This window comes from Halopiger aswanensis, assembly GCF_003610195.1.
Lineage (GTDB): Archaea > Halobacteriota > Halobacteria > Halobacteriales > Natrialbaceae > Halopiger > Halopiger aswanensis.
Window position 1 is genome coordinate 320,237 of the sequence record NZ_RAPO01000001.1, and the last position, 23,461, is coordinate 343,697.

Genomic DNA, 23,461 nt, shown 5'->3' on the forward strand with positions numbered 1-23,461 from the left:
GCGCCTTACTATGTGGGGACTACCGACTGCACCCCGGATGAACACGTCTGCGCCGTCTCGATCGGGGAGCGTCCCGCTCGAGTCCGGCTCGACTCCCGTTCGGTCCCGCGTCGGTACTGGCCCCGTTCGAGCCCGACGCGGCCGTTAGCGGCCCCCTATATTTCTGAACTGTCGCCAGCGTATATACGAGCGAGCGCGTAGGCCGGGACAGCATTGCTATGAGTGCGACCGACCACGACGCCGATCGCGACGCCGCCGCTGAGTCCAATTCCGACGCCGACGACGCCGCTTCTCCCACGTCGATCGCGGAGCTCCCGCCGAGCGCGAAGCTCGTCTACAAGGTTCTCGAGTACGAGGGCGCGATGACCCAGGAGGAGATCGCCGCCGAGTCGCGCCTCTGTGCCCGCACCGTCCGCTACGCGCTGGGCAAACTCGAGGACGCGGAGTGCATCGCCAGCCGCGTCTGTCTCGAGGACGCCCGGCAGTCGAAGTACCGGATCGCGGAGTGACACCGTTCGTCGTCTGATCGTACTGTGACGTCGAACGAAAACGGCCGATTCGATACTTCAGGCGCTAGCCGAGCTTTCGGTACCGATCGATCGCCAGATCGATCCCGAACGCGCCCGACGTGATCGTGAAATTGGTCTCGAGGCGCGGGTTGAACTTCGCCTTGTAGCGGTTGATGCTCGGCACGCCCGCGCCGACGAGGTCGTACCGCTCGAGGCCGGCGCGGAGGCCGTCGCGCATCACCGTCCAGTCCAGCAGGTCGTTGATCGGCAGGTCGACGTCCGCGTCGGGTTTGACGCCGCCCTGCCACCGGTACCTGGTGGTATCGGACTCGACGACGAGGATGCCGCCGAGGAACTCGCCGTCGACGCGACAGACGTACGGCCGCACGGATCCCTCGGGGAGCACCGCGTACGCCGAGCGGACGAAGTCGGGGTTGAGGTGGAACGACCGCCCCTGACTCTCGTAGCGCTGTGCGACCTTCTCGACGATGCGCTCGATGTCGTCGGCGTCGCCCTCCTCGACGACGTAGGCGTCTTCGTCGGCGGTGCGCACGTTCTGTCTGGCGTCGCTGCTGAATCGATTCAGGAGGTCCTCCTCGCTGCCCTCGAGATCGACGACGTACGTGTAGCCGGGTTTGACGGTGTACTGGTTCCAGGAGAACGGGCGCACGTCCTCGAACTCGGCGGCGACGACCCGCGTGTACAGCGGCGAAATCTCCCGTTCGATCCACCGGATGGCACCCTCGAGGAACCGCTGGATCCGTTGATCGGCCTTCCGGCGTTTGACCTTTGCGAGGTTCAGCGTCGCCGGCCCGAGGTATGGCGACCACGACTGTGGCGCCGGGGAGAACGCGCCGCTGATCGGCCCCTTCGAGTACTCGAAGACGGGAAAGAGGCCGATCGCCTCCTGACCCTTGAACCCGGTCAGGAGGTGCAGCGTCGTGCCCGTATCCTCGGCCTGCAAGCGGAGCGCTTCGGCTCGGAAGAAGGGATTGGTGCCGTCCGAGCGCTCGACGTAGCGGTTCCACTCGTCGGCGTCGGTCCACGGGTCGAGCGTCGTGACTTCGACGGTCATAGGTATCCCAGGTCCGAGAGGCGGTCCTCGACGGCCCGATCCTCGGTCGCCGTGATCGGTTCGGGATCGTAGGAGGGGTACTCCGCTTCCGGCCCGTCCTCGACGACGGGCAGGGTTTCGCCGTCCATCTCGGCGTCGATCGGAACGTCGAACAGCGCGCAGATCGTCGGTGCGACGTCGAAGATCGACGCGTCGGCGTCCGCGAGCGAAGCGCTCTCGTCGAACGTCGACCCCATTGCGCCGACGACGCCGGTCCGCTTGTGGTTCCACGACTCCATCGGCTCGCCGAACAGGTCCTTCCCGAGGTCGGCGCTGACCGCGTTGTTGAACGCCGCCGGTACCGTGACGACGTCCGGTCCCTCATCGAGGTACGGGCCGTCGAAGAACTCCTCGCGGGGACCGACGGCGTCGAACATCGGCTCGCCGTCCGGCGTCCGAACCGCCGACAGCTCCGCGACGACTTCCTCGCGGACCCGCTCGTACTCGGATTCGGGAACCTTCCCGTCGGGCTCGCGGCCCTCGAGGTTGATCCGGAGCCCGAGTTCGCTCTTCGAGCGCATGTAGACCTCCGAGTCGGCGAAGTCGACCTGCTCGCTGGCCGCCCGGATCAGGTCGTTGGGCACCCGCCTGCCGATCGGTTTCTTCAGGCCGACTCGCTCGAGCGCGTTCGCGACGCGCTGGGTCGTGACCCCGACCCGCGCGGCGACGTTCATCGCCTTCTCGAGGGTGGTTTCCTCGTGGCTGCCCGCGTCCTCGCCGTAGAGCAGGTCGTTCTCCCAACTCTTGGACCAGTCGGGCATCCCCTCGCCGCCCCGGTGGGCCTGCAGGTAGCCCCGATCGCGGAGGAACTCGTTGACGCGGAACTCGTGGCCCGTGACTTTTCCCATCCCGTGGTCGCTGACGATCAGGATGTTCTCGGGGTCGGTCTCCTCGATGGTCCGCTCGACCTGCCGGTCGACCTCGCGGTAGACGGCTTCGATGGCCTTCTTGTCTCCGGGTCGCTCGTGGAAGACCGAGTCGGTTTGCTGGAACTGGAGGAAGCCGAACTCGGGTTCCATCCGCCGACAGAGGTAGCGAAAGGCTTTCCCCCGGAGTTCGATCGTTCGCTCGTACCCCTCGATCGACTGGTCCGGTTCGGGGCCGCTCTGGGGGTAGACCCGGTAGCCGCCACACTCCAGTTTGACGTCCTCGAGAATGCCGTCGGGATGGCAGTCCGGATCTTCGGGGGCGGTCATCCCCGGAATCAGCGCCCCGTCGAACTCGCGGGCCGGGTGGGTGACGGGAAGGTTGACGACGACGCTCGTGATCCCGTGCTCGGAGAGGAGTTCCCAGACCGGCCGTTCCCGGACGTGGGTCGAGTTCACCACGTTCCAGTCGTAGCCGTTGAACGAGAGAAAGTCGAAGACACCGTGTTTGCCCGGATTCTTCCCGGTGTACAGCGACGGCCAGGCGCTGGCCGTCCAGGGCGGGATCTGGGACTCGAGGGGCCCGCTGGAGCCGGACTCGAGTATCCGCCGTAACGTCGGCACCTCGTCCGACTCGAACAGCGACTCGAGTATCGGCGGACACCCCGCGTCGAGCCCGACGACGAGAAGGCGAAGATCATCTTCGTCGGTCGAATCTACCATAACTGATCGGTTCGTCTACCCGCGCTTTGTTATGCGAGTGCTTGCAGACCGTAAGTTAGGTTTTCAGTCACGAATGTCGAATACTTCACACGACCCGCGGGGGGTGTAAGCCGTGCCTGTCGACGCGCGACCGGGTGTATCACCCCCATCACTAAGGCTGTATTCGCGTACTGAATCCACGTACTACGCGGCCGCCGATCGGCCGTCCGTTACGCATGCACCGCGCCACGCCGACGCTATCCGTCCGATCGCTCGCGAGCCGGAACGACCAGGGACTCGAGGCGGTCTTCGACGACTACGCGAGGGCCTACACCTACTACGGCTCGGGCAAGGTCGCGCTTCGGGACGGTCTCGCCGGACTCGTCGAATCCGGTCAGAACGTCCTCATTCCGGCCTACCTGCCCGACGCAGTCGCCGAACCGTTCCGCGATCTCGACCTCGAGCCGCGGTACTACCGCGTGCGCCCCTCGTTCGCCCCCGACTTCGCCGACCTCGAGGCCCGGATCGACGACGAAACCGCGGCCGTCATGTCGGTCAACTACTTCGGCTTTCCGCAGCCCGGACTCGAGGAGGTGGCGGCGCTGGTGGACGAACGCGGCTGCTACCATATCGACGACAACGCACACGCCCCGATTTCCGTCGCTAATGGACGATTGCTCGGGACGGACGGGGACATCGGCGTTACGAGTCTCTGGAAACTGCTCCCGATTCCGAACGGGGCCGTCCTCTACCGAAACAGCGACGCGGCGGTAGACGCCTACGAACCGTCCGAAAGCGCCGGCGTCCGCGGTCGCGTCGGTCTCGGCGACGGCGCGTTCGTGCTCAAATCCCCCGTCCGAAACGTTCTCGACGGCGTCGGCGGAATCGGCGCGTCGCTCGGGGCGCTGCTCGGCGGCTCCACTCAGGTCGACGACGACCGTCGGGACGCAAATCGGAACGGGACCGAGACCGAACCGCCCGAAAGCGACAGGACCGAACCCGACGGCGGGACGACGCTCGAGGAGAGCGACGAAGGCGACGATCCGCCGGCCGTCGGCACCCCCGAAGAGCGATACGAGGAGGGGAAGACCCCGATGTCGAAGCTGTCGAAGTACGTCCTCGAGAACGCCGATCCGGACTGGATTCGAGAGCAACGGCGGGCGAACTATCGGACGTGGCACCGCATCCTCGCCGACCGCGACGACCTCGCGGTCGTCTACGACGACCTGCCCGAGGGAATCTGCCCTCTGGCGTTCCCGGTCCGTGCGGATCATCCCGACGACCTCGTGGCGACGTTCGAGGACCACGGCATCGGGGCGTACACCTGGCCACGGCTCTCGACGACCGTCCGCGACGATCCGGCCTACGAAACCGCGCGACGACTTTCCAGTACGATCGTCGCACTGCCGGTCCACCAGCACATCGAGCCGTCGACGCTCGAGGCGATCGGCGACCGGCTCTCGAGATAGTTCTGCGCCGAATTACGGAGCTATGACGCGCCTCGCTCGCCGCGATATCTTCTTGTATCCGTTCTGAGAAGACCCGCTATGACCGTCCTCGACCCCCGGCAACTCCTCGCCGGATTTCTCGGCGCAGCGCTCGTCGGCCTCCTCGCCAGTCTCCTCACCGATCGGATCGAACCGCGACGCGCCCTCTGGCTCGCCGTGGGCGTAACGCTGGGACTCGCTGTCGGGCAACTCGCGGGATCGCTCTAGTCGGTCCGCTCACGCTCCTCGCGCTTCTCGCTGTCCTCGAGGTGCGAAGCGATCTCCTCGGAGGCATCGTCCGCCAGCGCGTACGACCGTTCTCCCGTCCTGTCGAGTACCGATTCGGTGCGCAACTCCGAGAGGAGGCTCTGCACGGCGATCGTCGAGCGATCGACCCGCTTCGCGATGGGTGCCGCCTGGAGGGGTCCCTCGCGCGCTAAGACGATCAGCACGGTGCCGGCCGTCTCGATCGAACACCGCGAGCCCTCGCTGGCGCGCTCGAGGGACTCGCCGACCGACGTGCCCTCGAGTTTACTCACGAGCTCGTGGCCGGGCTGGTGCTGGCCGGCGAGCGTGTAGTCGGGAACGGCGGCCTCGACGTCGGCCGCGGTCGATTCGGCATCGTCCGTCCCGTCTGCCCGTTCCCCGCGGTTGACTACTGTGGAACTGCGCTTGCGCTCGTGGTTCCGGCCGCGGGCCGTCGCTCGCTCGCTCTGATCTTTCCCGGCGGTCGACGCTCGTTCGTGCTCGACGGTCGGCCAATCCCCGCGCTCGTAGCCGGTAAGGGGGCCGCGTTCCGGCACGCCCGTGCCGTCGCCGCTCGACTGCGTCGCCGATTCGGGGTCCCCTGCGACGACCAGTTCGCCCTCGTCGTCGCCGTCGACGGACGCGTAGCCGTACTCGAGGTCGTCGCCGCTGACCTGGATGATCGACTCGCCGTCGCCGTCGGTCTCGTCCTCGAGGTCGCGCACTCGCTCGCGAAGCTGTTCGTTAGCCTCGCGAAGCCGATCGATCGTCTCCGCTCGGGAGGCGAGTTCCTCCTCCAGCGCCTCGATCCGCTCGTCGCGCTCGGCGAGCGCGTCCTCGAGTTCGTCGCGTTCCTCCTCGAGGGCGACGATTTCGTCGTGCAGCCGGCGCTCCTCGGCCCCGTCGTCCCGGTCCGGCAGTTGCGTCTGGAACGTCTCCGGGCGCGTCAGGGCGTCGGCCATCTGTTTCGCGGCGTTCGAGATGTCCCGAGCCGACTCGAGTTCGTCCTCCAAGGTCTCGATCCGTTTTTCCTTCTTCTCGAGTTCGTTCTCGAGTTCGAGGATGCGGCTCTCCTCGCGCTCCTTGCGCTCGGAAATCTCCTGCAGATCGCCCATGAGGGTGTCCGAGACGGACTTGAGCTCCGGACGCTCGAAGTCGTCCAGCCCCGGCGTGGCGCCGGCGTCGAAGGTCCGCTTGCGGCGGAACTGGACCTTGCGGACGTCGGCGTCCATCCAGTCGGTCTGGACGAACGCCTGCCCGTCGTTCAGTTCGGCGACGGCCTCCTCGTACTCGGTGTCGATGATCCGGCCGACGACCTTCGTGTCGTTGTCCCAGGTGAGCCGGTGCCAGACGAGCCAGTTGGCCTGCGTGATGAAGTCCTTCTTGACGTCGGCGGGGCGCTGGCTGATGCCGACGATGCCGAGGCCGTGCTTGCGGCCGCGCTTGCTGATCTTGATCAGGAGGTTGCCGGTCTCGCCGACCCCGCCGCCCTCGGGGATGTACTCGTGGACCTCCTCGACGACCAGCAGGAAGGGCTTCTTCAGCTTCTTCTCCTTGACGAACAGCTGGCGGGCGACCTTCCGGATGAGTTCGTCCGCGACGCCCTCCTCGATGTAGCCCGACACGTCGAGGATGATCGGCACGTTCTCCTCGAGGGCCAACGTCGCCATCTGTTCGGCGTGCTCGGGGCCGATCTGGATGTCGCACTCCTCGTCGGCGCCGGCGTGGAGCATCTCGTACTCCTCCTTGAGCCCGTAGTACTCCCCGTCGGTGTCGACGATCAGGAGGGGGTAGCCGGCCTCGAGCAGTTCCTCGGCGATGACGGAGGCGGTGTTCGATTTCCCGGAGCCGGATTTGCCGGTCACGAACCCGCGGCCGGTTAGCAATTCGACGACCGGCAGCCACAGGTCCTCGCCGGCGTCGGTCTCGCCGACGAGCACCTCGCGCTGGTTCTCGTCGTCGCTCACCGGCTCACCACCTCTCGATTTCGCGTTCGGTTTCGCGCTCGGGCGATCGAGGCCGCGTCGTTCATGCTACCTAGTCTTCGAACGCGGTACCTTGAATATTGGCCTCGGGTGACTGTCGCTCTCGCTGACCGATATGACTGTGCCGTGTGTTACCAAACTGTGGAAATAATTATGTCAGTGGCGCCACACTGTCCGTGTAGGTTCCGACCGATGACCACCACCGCGCTCGTCACCGCGTTCCCGGGTTCCTGCAACCGTGGGACGGGTGGCGCATTCCACGCTCGTTATGGGCCCGAGGGTATTCTCGCCCTCGAGTCCGGCGCGCGCGGGCTGGTCCGTCGGTCGCGTAATTCGATCCCGAAGCTCTCCGGGATCGGTGTCGACGTCGGAACCGTCCGCGCCGCATAACGGAACTCGTCGCCGCTCGGCCGGACGGTCCGACGCCGTTCTCTGGATCCCCACACCCCGTGAGGGGAGCGTTCGGTTCGGATCCACTGTAGACGGTATCGACGTTCGGCCAGCGGGGGCGCTCTTCCCCCCGTGGTGTATCGGTCAACACGCGGCCGCGTCCGTCCGGACGATACTCGAGTCGTCGTCCGGTCGGCAACGCGGCCGAACGTCGAGTTCGACTCTCGACGGGGGCCTATGACCGACCTATCCAACCAACCGCAGCAGCAGAATCAGACCGAAATCGTCGCGACCCTCACCGTCCGCGTCCCGCTGGGCGGTCCGGGCGACCTCGCCGAGGGCGCCGTCCGCGTCGTCGAGCGAGTCGAGGCCGTCGAGACGGTCGTCGACGCCGAGATCCGGAACGTCTCGCCCGGGCTCAACGACACGACCGTCGACCTCCGCGTCCGCGCCGCCGTCCCGTCCGGTCACGTCGACGCCGATCGCGTTCAACCGGCGCTCGAGGACGGCGTGGGCGTGCGAACGGTCGAGAAAGTCGAACGGGTCGAAGCCGTCGAGCCGGACGCGCCGCCGATCGCCGACGTCGGTTAGCGGTCGGGTTCGGTTTCGGGTTCACTTTCATCGACGACGTCGCCCTCGGCTGCATCCCCGCTGTCGCGTTCGGCTGCCTCCGCATCCGCTTGCTCGTCCGCCGCTTCGTCGTCCTCCCGCTCCCGCTCGGGCTCGACCGTCTGCTCTCGCACGGTCATCCCCTTGCGGCCGAGGTGCTGGAGCTGCCGGCGAGCGAAGTCCTCTTCGCGCGTGCCCCGCGTCGCCAGCACGTAGACGAGCGCGCCGCCGGCGGGGCGCATCGTCCGGCCGGCCCGCTGGGTCCCCTGTCGCCGGGAGCCGCCCAATCCGGAGGCGACGATGGCGAGGTCGGCCGTCGGGAGGTCGATCCCCTCGTCGCCGACCCGCGAGATGACCAGCAGGTCGCGCTCGTTGCGCCGGAACTCGTCGAACAGCCGCCGGCGCTCGTGGTGGCGCGTCTCCCCGCTGACGAAGGGCGCCTCGAGCGCGGCGGCGAGTTCGCGGCCCTGCTCGAGGTAGTCGACGAAGATCAGCGCCTTCGAGTTGGGGTGGGCCGACAGCAGGTACCGAATCTCGTCTATCTTCCCGCGGTTCTCGGCGGCGATGCGGTACTTTTCGCGGCCCTCCGCGGAGACGTAGGCGTTGCGCTGCTCGTCGTCGCCCCACGGCACGTAGCGGATCTCGAGTTCGGGTTCGGCGACGAAGCCGGCGTCGAACAGGGCCTGCCAGTCGGTGCCGATCGGCGGCCCCACGAGGGTGAAAATTTCCTTCTGCCGATCGTCTTCGCGGATGGGACTGGCGGAGAGGCCCAGCCGGTGCCGGGACTGGAGGTGGGTGCTGCGCCGGTAGACGTCCGAGGGCACGTGCTGGCACTCGTCGAAGACGACCAGCCCCCACTCGCGGTCGTCGAACAGCGAGCGGTGCCGATCCATCCCGGCGATCTGGTAGGTGGCGATCGTCACCGGCCGGACGTTCTTCTGCCCGCCGTGGTACTGGCCGATCTGGTGGGGGCCGAGCGAGGTGTACTCCTGAATGGTGTCGGCCCACTGGCGCGCGAGGTCGCGGCTCGGCACCAGGACGAGGGTCTCGCCGCCGACGTGGGCCATCGCGCCCATCGCGGCGACGGTCTTCCCGCTGCCCGGCGGGCCGACGAAGACGCCCTCGCCGGCCTCGGCGAAGCGGTCGACCCACGTTTGCTGGTACTCGCGCAGCGAGACCTCGAGATCGATCTCGAGCTCTTCGCCGGACTCGAGGTCGCGATGGTCCTGCACGGGGTAGCCGGCCTCGTAGAGAATCCGTTTGATCGCGGCCTCCGCTCCCTCGCGAACCCAGTCTTCGGTCTCGGAAATCGGGGCGTGGACGTGCTCCTCGTCTAATTTCTGTCGGGCGACGTTGCCCATCACTTCCGGACTCTTGGCCTCGAGCACGGTGTAGCCGTCCTCGTGGGTGGTGAGTCGGAACTGGTGGGCCCGATCCCACTGGCTTCGGACCCACTCCTCGAGTTGCTCGTTGCGCTGGCCCAGCGCCTGGCGCATCGTTCGGGCCAGCTCCTCGAAGGAGTCGTGGGGTGCCTGCCAGATGTCCTCCGGCCGCACGACGTAGCGATAGCCCTGCTCGCCGTTTCCGTCCTCGAGGTGTGCGAACTGCGCCAGTTGCGCGCGCGTGAATTGATCGGGGCGGTCGACGACGATCTCCCGGCGCTTCGGGAAGACGACGACCCGTTCCTTGTCGGTCAGGTCCTCGAGTTCGCTCGGGTACCAGACGACGGGGTCGGTCGAAACCGAGAGCCGCTCGAGGTCGCCTCGCTCGGCGAGATGGTCGAGTTGCTCACTGACCTCGTCGTGGGAGCGCTCGAGGGTTCGCGCGACGGCGCCGGCGGTGAGGACGGGGCGGCCCTCGCGCTGGGACGCCTCGTGGAACTGCGCGAGCGTGAGTTCGTCTGCGTCGGCGTCGTCGTCGCCGTCGCCGTCGCTGTCGTCGCGATCCGAGGGTACAGAGGGTTCGTCCGTCACTGGCGGTCCGTATCGGCGGCGCGAGTAAACGGGTTTCGCTTGGGCGCCGAACGTCGGGCAACGACACCGTCGACGGCGTCAACCGTCGGTCGGACCGGTCGCGATCGGAATCCGCTCAGTCGAGTCGTTCGATGACCTTGATGTCGCCGGCTTCGTTCACCCCGACGAGGCGGTCTGCGGTACAGTCCTCGAGCATTCCCGGCCCGGTGACGGCACGCTCGCTCGTCTCGACCTCTTCAACGGGCGACTCGGTTTCCGGAAAGCCGCACATGACGCCGACCGTATCCCCGCCGAGCGAGCGGACGATCACGGTGCCGTCGTGTTCGACCCGCACGTCAGCGGACGGCGGGCGCGTGAGGGTATTCATCGTCTCGTCGACGCTCTCGTTGGCTTTCTGCCCGACCTCTTCAGTCGTTCCTTCGACCACGTCTGTGACTTTTCCGACACACCCTGCGAGCGCTCCCGTCGCTGCCGTCCCCGCGAGCGCCAGATATCCACGTCGGTCCATGCACTCGGGTCGTCGAGAGACCCACAAATGCGTACTGGCCGGAAACCGCTATTACCGACAGAGATGCCTTGAGGGGCTGACAGGCGGCCGATACGGATTTGAGGACGGATCTTCCCGCGGCGCGGTAATCCGCACGGAATTCATATAAGTGACGGCGAATGTCTCGTCGTATGTCGACGATTGCTTCGGACGGGGTCGCCGAGCGGGACGGGGCGTCCGGCTCGATCCGCAGGCGGTACGAATCGCTCCTGTGGGGGTCGATGGATCGGCTGAGCGTCACCGAGAGCCTCGAGCGGAAGATGATGGCCGCGGTCGTGCTCCAGTTCTGTTCAACGCTTGCGGTATTCGCGCTCCCGCTGGTCTTTCTCGGCCCTCGGGAAGCGTTCGCGGTCTTTCCGACGGGACAGATCGTCCTCACGGGCGTCGTTTTCTGCCTCGCGCTCGTCGCCTTCGTCAACACGCTATTGATCGCTCGCGAGGACGTTATCCGCCCGTTGCAGGAGCTCCGGGCGGTGGCCGACGGCATCGCGAACGGGCGACTCGACGACCGGCCGCCGGAACCGGATCAGGCCGACGAGATCGGCGATCTCCAGCGGTCGTTCGTCGCAATGGACGACTACCTGACGACGGTCGCCGCCCAGGCCGATGCGCTCGCCACCGAGGCGTTCGACGCCGACGTTCTCTCAAAGTCGGTTCCCGGCGACCTCGGTGATTCACTCGCCGAGATGCAGACGAGCCTCGAGACTCGAATCGCCGACCTCGAGGAGAGCCGCGAACGGATCGAGCGCCAGCGCGAACAGGTCGAACGCCGCAACGAGGCGCTCGAAGCCGACGCCGAGCGGTGTCGCGAAGTCCTCCGGCGCTGCGCGGAGGGCGATTTCACCGGCCGAGTGACGATCGAGAGCGACCACGACGCGATGGTCGAAATCGCCGACGCACTCAACGCCACGCTCGACGACCTCGAGGCGACGCTCTCGAGCATCCAGCGACTTGCGGACGAGGTCGACGAGGTCGGCACGGACGTCTCGACGAGCGTCGCGGAGATCGAGACGGCCAGCGCCGAGGTCAGCGAGTCGGCCGAACAGATCGCCACCGCCACGGAGGCCCAAAACGAGCGATTCGAGTCGGTTCGGGGCGAGATGAGCGACCTCTCGGCGACGATCGAGGAGATCGCGTCGACGGCCGACGGGGTCGCCGACGTCTCCGAGCGAGCCGCCTCGAGCGCCCGCGACGGTCGGGACACCGCCAGCGAGGCCGTCGACGAACTCGACCGCCTCGAGCGCCGCTCCGAGGCGATCGTCGAGCGGATCGAGGCCCTCGACGCGGAACTCGGACGGATCGGGGAGATCGTCGACCTGATCGACGAGATCGCCGAGGAGACGAACCTGCTGGCGGTCAACGCCTCGATCGAGGCGGCGCGGGCCGGCGCGGACGGCAGCCGGTTCGCCGTCGTCGCCGACGAGATCAAGTCCCTCTCGGAAGAAACCGGCGAGGCCACGGCCGAAGCCGACGCGATCGTGACCGACGTACAGACCTCGACGCAGGAAGCGGTCGAGGAAATCCGCGCGATGCAACGGGAGGTCGTCGACGGCGCCGAGACGATCGAGGCAAGCCTCGCACACCTCGGGGAGATCGCCGACCGAGTCCAAGAGGCAAACGAGGGCGTCCAGTCGATCGACGAGGCGACCGACGCCCAGGCCGAGACGAGCCAGGAGGTCGTCACGATGGTCGACGAGGCGACCGCGGAGAGCGAGCGCACCCTCGAGGAGACCAGCGGCGTCGCCGCGGCCGCCGAGGAACAGACGGCGACGATCTCGGAACTTTCGGGGGCGGCCGAGTCACTCTCGGAAACGGCGTCGGAACTCAACGGACAGCTCGCGGCGTTTACCGTCGATCGCTGACGGACGGCCGGAATCGTGACTGCGCCGGTGGCCCGTCGCGATCCGACGGCGGCGAACGGTATATTTGCGTGGACGGCGTAGCCACTCGTATGTTCCGTGCTATCCTCCCGGAAGGACAGATCGTCTGCGAACGGTACGACCACGCCGACGAGGGACTAGAACTGTACGACGAGGACGACGAGTTCATCGGCTTCGTCCCGTACGCCAACCTCCACGCGCTGGTCGACGAGGACGCCTACGGCGAGGACGAGCGGTCGATCATGTAGCGGTCGGCTGCTGGTCGATCGCCTCGAGTTGCTCGCGGTACCTGTTTCTGACCGTCACGACGGTCGTCTGCGCGGTTTCGGCGACGGCGCGCTGCGGGATCGTCTCGTCGCAGAGCAGTCCGGCGGCGTAGATGGCCGCAGCGGCGAAGCCCGTCGGCGACTTGCCCGAGTGTAGGCCCTGCTCGGTCGTCTCGTCGATGATCTCGACGGCTTTCGTTTCCACGTCCTTCCCGACGTCCAGTTCCGAGCAGAACCGGGGGACGAACTGGCGCGGATTCGTGGGCTCTAGGTTGATGTCGAGTTCGTCCGCGATGTACCGATACGTGCGACCGATCTCGCGCTGGTCGACCCGGGAAACCGAGGTGACTTCCTCGAGGCTGCGCGGGATGTCCTCCTTGCGGCAGGCGGTGTAGAGCGCGCTGGTCGCGACGCCCTCGATCGAGCGCCCGCGGATGAGGTCCTGCTCGAGGGCGCGTCGGTAGATGACGCTCGCGGTTTCCTTGACGGGGTTGGGGACGCCGAGCGCGCTGACCATGCGGTCGATCTCCGACAGGGCGTACTTGAGGTTGCGTTCGCCGGCGTTTTTCGTCCGAATCCGTTCCTGCCAGACCCGCAGTCGGTGGATCTGGCCCTGCTTCTCGGCCGACATCGAGTGGCCGTTAGCGTCCTTGTTGCGCCAGTCGATGGTCGTCGTCAGCCCCCGGTCGTGCATCGACTGGGTCAACGGGGCCCCCACGCGCGAAAGTTCGTCGTGTTCCTGGGCGTTGAACGCACGCCACTCGGGGCCGTAATCGATCGGGTCCTCGGTCAGGACGAGGCCGCACTCCTCGCAGACGCGCTCGCCGCGATCCGGATCGTGGACGATCGTATCGGTTTCGCAGTCGGGACACAGTTCGGCGTTCGTCTCCTGGGGGTCGTTTCTGGCGCGACCGATAATAGACTGTGTCATCACACTGGTGCAACGCTGCCGTCACTGTAAGGGGCTCACATGGTTTCGCCGGAAACACGGTCTTACTGTGGCCGCCGATGCCGGTCGATAGAGAGGAGAAAAATCGTCGGCACGGGCCACCGATCGCCCGCTCGAAACGATCGGCCGGCCCGCACCGACGTAGTGTCCCATCGATCGTCTCCGGGCGAAGCGACCGGTCACGGTCGCCTCGACCCATTGCTGACAACGTGAACGTGGCACATGAAAGCCATCGATTGTTCCGGCCTCCCTGCGGCGTAAACAGAATGTTCATCGTGTAAACCTCGATTTCGGGACCGAACCGACGGTCCAATTTATGTCGATGGAGTCGAACGTTTTCGTGAGTGCCGTGTCGCAGACCTACATCGCGGAATCTAACATTCCGTCTTCGATAGCTGTTTCGCACGTACGCCGCCGATACGCGTCCACAGGGGCCCGATACCGCGCCCCCGGTCGCGCCTCGAGCAGCGGGTGGGGACGCCGTCGCACCCGTCCGCCGACGGCACCGCGCAGAAGTCGTCCCGTACCGGCCTCGCCTTTGCAGCCGGTGCGAAACGTGGCCGTGTTTAAGAGTATCAGTGTTGGCGTACAACTTGGTGTGTCAATCGTGACTGCGAATCGCCGTTTGGAAGTACAGCGGTCGCTGTCGACCCGACAGTTCGGTGGTGATTGCGGCAGCTACTGGCGACGGCAGCGGACGGGCCAGCCCGTAACGACAACGTACGGAGGCGCAAACTAATGTCCTCGATCGATACCTCGCTCCCCGATGAAATCGCATCGTCGGTCGGCGACGATGATGACGAATCCCTCTCGAAGGACGTCATTTTCGAACTCCTGAAGAACCGTCGCCGCCGCGAAGTCCTTACCTATCTCCTCGAGGCCGACGATACGGTCACGTTAGGCGAACTGGCGGAGCAGATCGCCGCCTGGGAGAACGATACGGACGTCAACGCGCTCAGCTCCGACCAGCGAAAGCGCGTCTACGTCGCCCTCTATCAGACCCATCTCCCGAAGATGGACGACGCCGGGATCGTCGAGTACGATCAGGATCGCGGGCTGATCTCGCTGTCGGATAACGCCGACCTGCTGATGATGTACCTGGACACGGACACCCACCAGCAGGATCGGTGGGACCGATGGTACGCCGGAACGAGCGTCGTCGTCGCTGCGTTCCTGTGTCTCTCGGTCGCCCACGCCGTGACGAATCGGCAGCGCGAACGCAACGTCAACGGGAAACTGTCCCGGATCGAGTGATTCCGATTCGACCCCGCGTTCGCGCCCCCGAGCACGGTTCGAATCGCTCCGCGGCCAGTACGACCGTTGCAGGCGCGACTCGACTCACGTCACGGTTGTCCGTTCGTTCTTGACCCGTTCCGTGACGGCCGTCGCCGCGTGGTGACTGCCACCGTCACCGTCTCGACCGCGAACCCTACTCTGTCTCCGTTCGGTAAACTGAACCGCTCACTCGAGAAGGACTTTTAATCACCCCGCTCGTACCAACAGTTGGCTCCCGGCGACCGTCATCCAGTACCGGAGCAGTTCGCGTGCCAGCTCGCTGTTCCAGGCGCGGGAGCCATTCTGTACCCGCGCAATACGGCGTAATTCCCCGGTCGCATCCCGCACTCGAGGAGCACTGCAGCCGGCTACCCCCAGTTGAATCTGAACGCGACGCACACTCAGCACGAAGAGACTGCCGTAAATCGAAGCCGCCGCGACGAATCAGTGACAGTGACCGACGCATTCGGGGACAGCAATCGAATGACTGACAGCACCGCGTGGAAAAACGAGGCCGATTACTGGCCGCGCGCGTTGTACTGGACGTCGACCGCCGCGTCGCCGAGGAATCGGAAGTCTTCGATGTCGCCGTCGAACCAGTACGCGTCGAGCCAGTTCCCGACCGCGCCGCGAACGGCTCGGTCCTCGACGACGTCCTCGTCGTCGATCGAGGCGTTTCGGTAGTTCGAGCGGACGGCGGCGCCGCTTACCCGGAACGAATAGGTGCTCGGTCCGTCGGCGTCGGTGCCGTCGATGACGAGCGCGTGAGGGAGGAGTTCGTGGTCGCCGTACTCGCTCGGATCGATCTCGTCGCCGTCGAGGAGCACGGTCGCCTCGCCCTCGGTGAACGTAATATCCGTCAGCGCGCCGGCGAACCGGAACGTCTGGGTCTCGTCCGTGACGGCGCTCTGGACCGTCGAGCCCGAGATCGTCGTCGCCTCGTCGTCGGGATCCGCGTCGCCGGCGAGTTCGATCTCGCCGTCGACCGTGATCTCGAAGCTCGTCGGCACGCCCTGGCCCTGCACCTCGAGGACGTGGGGCAGATCGCTCCCGTAGTCGGCGGGGTCGACCTGCTCGCCGTTGAGGGAGACGGTGCCCGGCCCGTCGACGGTGAGTTCCTCGAGGTCGCCGTCGAATCGGAAGGCGTCCTTCCAGTTCGCGACGGAGCCGTGGACGAACCCGTCGTCGATCTCGTCCTCGGCGTCGATGGACGCACCGTCGACGTTCGATTTCTCGACCGTCCCGGAGACCGCGAACTCGTAGCGGGTGACGTCGGCCTCGTCGCCCTCGACGAGGAGGACGTTCGGGAGCTCACGGTCGTCCTCGGTCTCGTCGGTTCCGTCGTCGCTTTCGTCCGGACTCGAGCCCGGCGTCGAGCCGGTCGACCCGCCCGCGGCCGCTTCCTCGGGACTGGTCGGGACGCCCTCGGGTCGCGAGAGGTCGGGCGAACTCGAGACGCTCGAGCGCTGGAGCCCCGATCCCTGCACGCCGCCGCGAATGGCGCCGCCGGTCATCCGGGCCGAGCCGCTGCCGCGCAGGACCATCGCTCGACCGTAGCTGCCGGCCGCGAAGTTGGAGTCCTCGATCGTGACGGTGCCGCCGGGCCAGACCCAGACCGGGCGGCCCGAATCCTCGGTGTAGCCGCCCCAGCCGGGACCGTAGTCGGTGTCGTCGTTGTACGCGACGGAGTTGACGATCGCGTCGTTGCCGCCCGCGACGCGGTACGTGGAGACGCCGTTGTTCTTGCCGTAACAGTTCTCGAAGCGGACCGAGCCGCCGGAGGCGGTATTAGAGCAGTAGAAGCCGTTGTTCGGCCAGCCCTGAACGTTCATGTGCCGGAAGGTGACGTCGCAGGACGCGGTCCGGTGGTAGAAGACGGCGCCCGGCCCGTGGACGAAGCTCTCGCCTTCCTTGGTCGAGCCGTCGCCGAGGTAGACGTTCTCGATCAGCACGTCGCCCGCGGGGGCGGTGATCGAGATCATGAACCCGTCGCCGCGGTGGAGCCCCTTGAATCCGATGTTCCGGATCACGGAGTTGCTCCCCTCGACGAGCAGGACGACGCTGTCCCCGGTCGTGAGGTCGAATAGTTTGTTTTCGTACGTTTCACCCTGCCCGATCCGGATGACCTGTCCGCGGGCGGCGATCTCTTCGTAGTCGTCCGCCGCCGCGGCGGCGGAGCCCGTGACCGTCGCCGCGGCCGTCGTCACGCCGGCGAGGCGCAGATACGATCGCCGATCGAGTAATCCATAATTACCGCCGCTATCCGACGATTCAGTGCCATTCTCGTCGGATTTACCGCCATCCAGTACCGAAGGTTCGCGTGCCATTGCGATCGGGTAATACTATACTACGAGCATAAACCTTCCGTCTAAAAAGACTTAAAATTTACATATAGTACGTACATTCTGAAGGTTAATTCAGAAAATAATCGATGTTCGCACACGGAATTATACTAGTTGTCGATACGGCGAATCGGCTCGGAACCGATGGTTACGCGGCGATCTGGCCGATCGAGCGAACTGTTTCACGCCGGTAATACGCTATTACCGGCCTATTTCGACCACAGCGGACGGAATCGGCGGCACACAGCGACGGTGATCGGTACGATTTTGCACGGCACGTCTCTCGACCCCGCCGAATCGGATCGCAGCGACTCGAGGCTCCATCGACGGGGAGCGATCGGAACAGCGTGAAGCGTCACGAACTATCGGCCGTTAATACACAGAACGCGGTGGAACGGTGCTAACGGACGAAAAACGACAGAAAAGTGACGACGAAAAATCGCGAAAACGGCGAGCGGCGGAGGGGAGAACGTCGGCGGGGGAGTCGGTGGAGGGCTGACGGTGTCGAGTGGAGTCGGTGGCGGACCGGCAGCGTCAGCGGGGACCGAAGAGTCGGGAATCGGGTCCCGGCGGGGATGCGTCGGGAGTCAGTCGGAGTGGACGCGCGAGTTGCGTTAGTTGTCGCCGCTGGCAGCTTCTTCGGGGCTGGTCGGGACGCCGCTCGGGATGAACGCCTCGGGTTCGGTGCCGGTGTTCTCGAGCTGGACGTTCGAGCCGGCGTGTTCGGCGATGCCGGCCTGCTCGTCGTAGTCGGAGTCGGTGACGACGACGTCGGTCGGGTTGCCGTTCGCGCCCGCATCGATTGCGGTGTGGGCGCCGTTCATCTCGATCTGGCAGTTGTCAATTTCGATCGTGCCAGGGGCCCAGGCCCAGATCCCGCGGCCCTGGTAGCCTTCCTGGTTGTCGACGTAGACGCTCGAGTTCGTGACCTTACAGCCTTCAGAGGCCACGCGGAAGTGCGAGATACGGCAGTTCGCGGCGAAGCTCCGGTCGATGTGGAGGGTGCCGCCGCCGTTGCTTCCGGGGGCGGAGCCGTAGATCGCGTTGTCGGCGAACTTCTGGATGTTCAGGTGCTTGAAGTCGATGTGACCGGAGTGGTTCGGGTCGACCCAGAAGGCGGTCTGACCGTGCCCGGTGTCGGCGCCGTTACGGCCGTCGGAGCCGTCACCGAGGTAGACGTTCTCGATCGTGCTCGAGCCGCCCTCGTCACAGATGCCGAAGGTGGCGGAGCCGGTGCCGGAGGTGTTCTTGCCCTTGAATCCGATGTTGCGGATGGTCCAGTCGGAACCGTACGCGCTGATGACGATGTCACCGCCGGTGGTCATGTCGATCAACTTGTTCTCCCACGTCTCGCCGGAGCCGACCTGGATGGTCTGGCCCGTGGCCTCGACGACCTCGTAGTCGTCCTGGCTCTGGGCGGCAACCGTGCCGGCAGCGCCGACGGAGGTCGCCGCGGTCGCGACCGCAGCGAGCGAGCGAACGTAGTTGCGGCGGCTTAATCCGGAATTACGGCCTGTAGTCGGAGCGGATTCCGTGTCGGTCGTACGGGGATTCTGCGCCATACACTTGCGTAACCTGGCCTTGCACTCATAAACTTTTCCTTGGGAATATGGATTAAATTTACAGAATATATTTGTAACACTATGGATTTGGGTACAATCTACGGCGGTTCGTTCACGAACATATGAACGAATACCGGTCGAAACGGTCGTCGTAACATCGTGTTTTTCGGGTAAATAGCTTATTACCGCGGCCGAGAGCGCTTCTACCGGCCACTTTCTCGAGGGAGGACGAAGGGGCCGAGACCGGTCGACCGACGACCGTTTCTGTCAAACGAGCGATCGAACTGGAGAATAGGAGTCGATTATCGCCGATCACCAAGTGTCCTGCTCGGCGAAGGTCACGGTCCAGTTCGCGGGGTCGGCGATCGCGCGGCCGGCGACGGTCCACTCGTGGCCGCCGTCGTCCGCGAGCGGATACGTTACCTGGGTCGTCGGCTGGGTCACCTTCGAAAACGGCAGCGACTGATCCGACCGAAAGCCGAACTGGCCCAGCAGGGCAGGGTCGACCGCGCGCCCGCTCGTCGCGAGCAGCGCCGCGTCGCGCCGGTCCTCGAGCACGCGAGCGAGGATCGCCTCGAGGCCGTCGCGTCGCTCGCGCGTTCGCACCAGCGGGACGATGTCGGTCAGGCAGGTTTCTTTCGTCCCGTCCTCGGTTCGCGTGCCGGTGATGACGCCGGCGATGGGCTCGCCGTCGCGGCTCGCGACGTAGGCGTCGTAGGTCCACTTGGGGTTCTCGAAGCGCCACTCGTAGAACGTCTCGTCGCGGTGTGCGTGTACGGTGCCGGGAATCGCCTGCTCGTAGAGGTCGACGAACTGGTCGACGGGGACGTCCGCGAACCGGCGAACGACGACGTCCGTCGGCGGATCGGCCAGCTGGTCGCGCGCACGGAAGTACGCCGCTGCGACCGGGCCTGCGGCCGTTGCAAGCCGCTCGAGGCGCCCGTGGCCGTCGCCGTCGACCAGTGCGTCGGGGCGCTGGACGCGATAGTAGGTGGGCACCTCCTCGACGATCCGCCAGCCGTGTTTCAGGCTGCCCGACAGCGTCGCCTCGTTGGGGAAGTTGAAGAACAGGTCGGCGTCCCGGTCCCGGTACCGTTCCTTGAGCCGCTCGGTCGTCCGCGAGTAGAGCCCGCGCCGGCGGTGGTCCTCGTGGACCATGACGTCGGCCGGCTGGAGCGCCCGGAGCGTCCGCTCGCCCGCGCGCAGTTCCAGCGCGAAGCTCGGTTTGGTGCCGACGACCCGCCCCTCGTGGGTCGCGACGATCATCGGCACGTGATCGACGTAGGGGTTGTCCTCGTACTTCCACCGGAACCACTCGTCGTCGCGGTCGCCTAACACCTGATCGTACAGCTCGAGGAAGTCCTCCCTGTCGTCGGGTTCGTAGGGACGGATCGTGTACGGGTCGTCTTCGGTCGCCGCCTCGTCGGGCTGTGAGTCGCGTTCTCGTTCGGTCTCTGCCCCTGACTGTGTCTCGGTGGTCCGGTCGCTATTCGCCGTTTCCGCGTCCGATTTCGTTCGGTTTGATGAGTCCGTTGCCATGGTCGTTCAATCGTCCTGTGACTGATCTTGCGAAACTTCGAACGATTCCGTCTCTCCGTCGCCGACGTCGGGTTCGGGTGGCTGTGCGATATCGACTCCGAGGAGCTCGTCCCGGTGTTCGTCCAGCAGCGGCGCGCGGTCGCCCGGCTCGGGCGGCGTCTTGGCCATCTTGATCGGCGTGCCGGCGATCGTCACGGTCTCGTCGGCTTCCGGGAGGTCGGCCTCGACGAGCATCTCCCGCTGCTGGGCGTGCTCGCAGTCGTAGATGTCGGCGACGTCCTGAACTGGACCGCAGGGGACGGAGCCGTTGAGCGTCTCGAGGACGTCCGCGGCCGATTGGGAGCTGACCCACGCCGCGATCGCCTCGCGCAGTTCGTCGCGGTGCTCGAGCCGATCCGACGCGTCGGCGTAGTCGACGGCCCACTCGGGTTTGCCCATGTGCTCACAGAGGTTCTGCCAGTGCCGGTCGGTGAGCGCGGCGATGACGACGTAGCCGTCCTCGGCTTCGAAGGCGTTGTACGGGAACAGCGTCGGATGGGAGTTGCCGTTTCGCTTGGGGACCTCGCCGGTGTAGGAGTACTGGTAGACCGCCCGCTCGGCGAGACTCACCATCGAGTCGTACATCGCCGTATCGACGAACTGCCCGACGCCCGTTCGCTCCCGGTAGTGCAGCGCCGCGAGGATGTTGACCGCGTGCAACACGCCGGTGAAGATGTCGCCGACGCCGAACCCGACCTTCGTCGGCGGGCCGTCCGGCTGGCCGGTCTGGTGCATCACGCCGCCCATCGCCTGCGCGACGAGGTCGAACGCCGGCTCGTCCTGTTTGGGACTCTCGCCGGTTCGGGGATCGCCGAACCCGCGCATCGCCGCGTAGACGAGTTGCGGGTTGCGCTCGGCGAGTCGCTCGTACTCGAGGTCGAACTTCGCCATCGTCCCGGCCCGGTAGTTCTCGACGACGACATCCGCCGCGTCGACGAGCGACAGGAAATCCTCGCGATCGTCTTCGTCGGTGAAATCGAGCTCGAGGCTTCGTTTCCCGCGGTTGATGCTCTGAAAGTAGCCACCGAAGCTATCGTCCTCGTCGTGGAACGGGGGCGTTTCGCGGACGAAATCCCCGCCCGGCGGTTCGATTTTCACGACGTCTGCGCCCAGGTCAGCGAGCAACATCGTGCAGTACGGTCCGCCGAGCACGCGGGTCAGGTCGAGCACGCGGACGTCGTCGAGAGCGCTCATAATCGTCAACACCGACGGGAAAATGTGGTTTTGTTATGGCTACTGTTTTCAGTTCTACGACGGCTTACGACTCGCTAGCAACGGCGTACATCTCGTACTCCTCGTTGGAGATCACCTTATCGGCCGCTGGGTCGGTCTCGACGCCCGCAACGGCCTCTTCGCTGACATCGAGCCCTCGATAAACATCCGTTTCCCGCGTTTCGTCGAACGCCGAGATAGTGAGATAGTAGTCGACACCGCGGTAGGCGCCGCTATAGTTGCCGGCTTCGAACTGTTCGGGGTCGACCGTGCCGCTCGAGAACGCCGCGCCGCTCAGGGGAGCCTCTTCCTGGCCCTCGAGGCCGTTGATCCCGTGATCGTACCGGTAGGGATCGTACCCCAGGCCGACGTAGGGTTGATCGCCGGCCGTGTGCTCGAAGCTCGACTCGTAGCCGCTGAACTGCTCGTCGGTGACGTGCTGTGTCGGGCTGTAGATCAGCGGCGAGGCGTAGACGGTCACCAGTCCGAGCACGAGGAGCGCGCCGAGGCCGACCGACGCCACCACGTTCGCACCCGGCGTCGTGATGTACCGCGAGAGGCCGCCGATCGCGTGTGCCAGCGCGACGCCGCCGAGGATCGTCAGGACGACGTAGATGAACCCGACCTGCCGGAACGCCATCGTGGGCGTCCCGACGAAGTAGAGCGCGAACATGATTCCGAGCGGGATCAGTCCGAGGCCGAAGTACGTGACGAACGTCGACGCCTCGCGGTCGGTCCGGGTCCAGCCGATCCAGGTCGCCAGCACGAACAGCCCCGCAACGAGGCCGATCACCGCCGCGTCGAGGAACATCTTGACGAATAGTTCGGCGATGCTACCGCCGATTTCGGTCAACGAGGTCCCGCGCTGATCGACCTCCTGGCTAGCGCCGATGTCCGCGGAGAGCACGCCCTCGACGAGGGTCGTCACGGCGTTCCGGAACCGCTCGTTGGCGAGCGCCCAGACCGTGAACATCCCGCCGAGCACGACCGTTTGAACGTAGGTCGTCGGGTGCTCGAGGATGGGGTGGTCGTCGTACCGGCGTCGGGCGAGAAACTGGACGCCGGCGATAGCACCCACGAGGACGACGACGTTGACCATCTGCTGGAGGTGGACCAGCAACAAGCCGGTAGCAGTGAGGTAGACGAGGGCGCTGAACGGGGAGAGACCGAACGGGAGCCGTTCGACCGTCGACCGGCGACGGAGGTACGTCACGAACGCGAAGATCACGACGGGAACGAGAAACAGCGCGTTCGAGTTGGTGTGGACGCCCATGTGCGTCGCGACGTTGTTGATCGGCAGGACCATCCACGCGACGATCGCCGCGCAGCCGGCCGCCAGCCCGGTGTTGTCGATCTCTCGAGCGGCCAGCGGAGCGAAGAGCAGGAAGGGGACGAACAGGAAGACGATGGTAAACAGCAGCGCCCGCTCGATCGAGACGCCCCCGATGTAGTGGACGACCGCTGCCAGCGAGTGAGCGCCGGGATAGATCAACTCGTGGGGCGCCATATTGCCGGTGACGATGTCCCGCGTCCACCCGAGGTGCGTCAGTGCGTCGCCCATCCCGGCGAACCGGTAGTTCCGGATTACGGGGAGACTCACGATCGCCGTCACCGCCAGGCTACCGAGCCCGATGGCAATCCCTTGCTCGCGGCCGCGACAGCCGAGCGCACCGGGGAGGGCGATCGCCAACCCGATCCCCAGGCCGACCCACGTCGCCGTCGGCGTCGCCGTATACAGCGACGCCTCGTACGCGGTCGCGGGGTTCGCTCGCGCTACGAGGATTCCGACTGCGACGGCGACGAAGCCGACGGCGAACGCTGCGTCGAGTTTCGTCCGATTCATCGCCCGTCATCACCCCCTGCTCGAGGGTCGATAGCGGCGTCGATACGAATACGCATGGGTTGGCCTGAGCGTCCTCGATAGCGTGGTTTGTTATGCGGCTCCTATCGGCTGGCGTCGTCCGAGCGG

Annotated in this window: 18 protein-coding genes; 7 read left to right on the forward strand and 11 right to left on the reverse strand. The window is 65.9% G+C overall.

Annotation, left to right across the window (positions count from 1 at the left end):
• The first annotated feature begins 218 nt into the window (after window positions 1–218).
• Window positions 219–509 (forward strand): helix-turn-helix domain-containing protein, encoded by a 291-nt coding sequence (locus tag ATJ93_RS01565; RefSeq protein ID WP_120242886.1) that lies wholly within the window; start codon window positions 219–221, stop codon window positions 507–509.
• 64 nt (window positions 510–573) lie between these two features.
• Here ATJ93_RS01565 and ATJ93_RS01570 read toward each other — a convergent pair whose 3' ends face one another.
• Both ATJ93_RS01570 and ATJ93_RS01575 read right to left on the reverse strand, forming a co-directional pair.
• Window positions 574–1,584, reverse strand: a complete 1,011-nt coding sequence (locus tag ATJ93_RS01570; RefSeq protein WP_120242887.1) for a lipid II:glycine glycyltransferase FemX — start codon at window positions 1,582–1,584, stop codon at window positions 574–576.
• The gene (locus ATJ93_RS01575) at window positions 1,581–3,212 is read right to left on the reverse strand and encodes an alkaline phosphatase family protein (RefSeq protein ID WP_120242888.1); all 1,632 of its coding nucleotides are present in this window, start codon (window positions 3,210–3,212) and stop codon (window positions 1,581–1,583) included. The genes ATJ93_RS01570 and ATJ93_RS01575 overlap by 4 nt, the downstream gene beginning before the upstream one ends.
• 215 nt (window positions 3,213–3,427) lie before the next feature.
• Here ATJ93_RS01575 and ATJ93_RS01580 point away from each other — a divergent pair, with 215 nt between their 5' ends.
• Window positions 3,428–4,660, forward strand: a complete 1,233-nt coding sequence (locus tag ATJ93_RS01580) for a DegT/DnrJ/EryC1/StrS family aminotransferase (RefSeq protein ID WP_120242889.1) — start codon at window positions 3,428–3,430, stop codon at window positions 4,658–4,660.
• A 78-nt stretch (window positions 4,661–4,738) separates the two neighbouring features.
• Window positions 4,739–4,906 carry a hypothetical protein gene (locus tag ATJ93_RS23435; RefSeq protein WP_170155496.1) on the forward strand — a complete coding sequence of 56 codons (168 nt, stop codon included), beginning with the start codon at window positions 4,739–4,741 and terminating at the stop codon, window positions 4,904–4,906.
• Here ATJ93_RS23435 and ATJ93_RS01585 read toward each other — a convergent pair.
• A complete protein-coding gene (locus ATJ93_RS01585; RefSeq protein WP_120242890.1) occupies window positions 4,903–6,891 on the reverse strand; it encodes a helicase HerA domain-containing protein in 1,989 nt (662 codons plus the stop codon). The two genes, ATJ93_RS23435 and ATJ93_RS01585, sit on opposite strands and share 4 nt — an antisense overlap.
• A 645-nt stretch (window positions 6,892–7,536) precedes the next feature.
• Here ATJ93_RS01585 and ATJ93_RS01595 point away from each other — a divergent pair.
• Window positions 7,537–7,890, forward strand: coding sequence for a hypothetical protein (locus tag ATJ93_RS01595; protein WP_120242892.1), 354 nt, complete (start codon window positions 7,537–7,539; stop codon window positions 7,888–7,890).
• Here the strand turns inward: ATJ93_RS01595 and ATJ93_RS01600 are convergent.
• Window positions 7,887–9,881 (reverse strand): DEAD/DEAH box helicase, encoded by a 1,995-nt coding sequence (locus ATJ93_RS01600; RefSeq protein WP_120242893.1) that lies wholly within the window; start codon window positions 9,879–9,881, stop codon window positions 7,887–7,889. The genes ATJ93_RS01595 and ATJ93_RS01600 overlap by 4 nt on opposite strands.
• A 115-nt stretch (window positions 9,882–9,996) precedes the next feature.
• Complete coding sequence (locus ATJ93_RS01605) at window positions 9,997–10,389, reverse strand: hypothetical protein (protein WP_120242894.1); 393 nt, start codon at window positions 10,387–10,389, stop codon at window positions 9,997–9,999.
• Window positions 10,390–10,559: 170 nt separating this feature from the next.
• On the opposite strand from ATJ93_RS01605, the gene ATJ93_RS01610 reads away from it, so the two are divergent.
• Both ATJ93_RS01610 and ATJ93_RS23440 read left to right on the forward strand, forming a co-directional pair.
• Window positions 10,560–12,290 (forward strand): methyl-accepting chemotaxis protein, encoded by a 1,731-nt coding sequence (locus ATJ93_RS01610; protein WP_120242895.1) that lies wholly within the window; start codon window positions 10,560–10,562, stop codon window positions 12,288–12,290.
• Window positions 12,291–12,379: 89 nt separating this feature from the next.
• On the forward strand, window positions 12,380–12,556 hold the full coding sequence (locus ATJ93_RS23440; protein ID WP_170155497.1) for a hypothetical protein: 177 nt from the start codon (window positions 12,380–12,382) through the stop codon (window positions 12,554–12,556).
• On the opposite strand, the gene ATJ93_RS01615 is transcribed toward ATJ93_RS23440, so the two are convergent.
• Window positions 12,549–13,505, reverse strand: a complete 957-nt coding sequence (locus tag ATJ93_RS01615; protein WP_120242896.1) for a transcription initiation factor IIB — start codon at window positions 13,503–13,505, stop codon at window positions 12,549–12,551. The two genes, ATJ93_RS23440 and ATJ93_RS01615, sit on opposite strands and share 8 nt — an antisense overlap.
• A 756-nt stretch (window positions 13,506–14,261) precedes the next feature.
• Here ATJ93_RS01615 and ATJ93_RS01620 point away from each other — a divergent pair.
• Window positions 14,262–14,777: a DUF7344 domain-containing protein gene (locus ATJ93_RS01620; RefSeq protein WP_120242897.1), complete on the forward strand. Its 516-nt coding sequence runs from the start codon at window positions 14,262–14,264 to the stop codon at window positions 14,775–14,777.
• A gap of 539 nt (window positions 14,778–15,316) precedes the next feature.
• On the opposite strand, the gene ATJ93_RS01625 is transcribed toward ATJ93_RS01620, so the two are convergent.
• From ATJ93_RS01625 to ATJ93_RS01645, 5 genes are all read right to left on the reverse strand, one after another.
• Window positions 15,317–17,125, reverse strand: coding sequence for a hypothetical protein (locus ATJ93_RS01625; protein ID WP_120242898.1), 1,809 nt, complete (start codon window positions 17,123–17,125; stop codon window positions 15,317–15,319).
• Window positions 17,126–17,754: 629 nt separating this feature from the next.
• Entirely contained in the window at window positions 17,755–18,702 is a 948-nt protein-coding gene (locus tag ATJ93_RS01630; RefSeq protein ID WP_120242899.1) for a hypothetical protein, read from the reverse strand.
• Between the two features lie 312 nt (window positions 18,703–19,014).
• A complete protein-coding gene (locus ATJ93_RS01635) occupies window positions 19,015–20,241 on the reverse strand; it encodes a GNAT family N-acetyltransferase (RefSeq protein ID WP_120242900.1) in 1,227 nt (408 codons plus the stop codon).
• Between the two features lie 6 nt (window positions 20,242–20,247).
• Window positions 20,248–21,474, reverse strand: a complete 1,227-nt coding sequence (gene mct, locus ATJ93_RS01640) for a succinyl-CoA:mesaconate CoA-transferase (RefSeq protein ID WP_120242901.1) — start codon at window positions 21,472–21,474, stop codon at window positions 20,248–20,250.
• A 64-nt stretch (window positions 21,475–21,538) separates the two neighbouring features.
• Window positions 21,539–23,335, reverse strand: a complete 1,797-nt coding sequence (locus ATJ93_RS01645; RefSeq protein WP_120242902.1) for a hypothetical protein — start codon at window positions 23,333–23,335, stop codon at window positions 21,539–21,541.
• Window positions 23,336–23,461 lie beyond the last annotated feature (126 nt).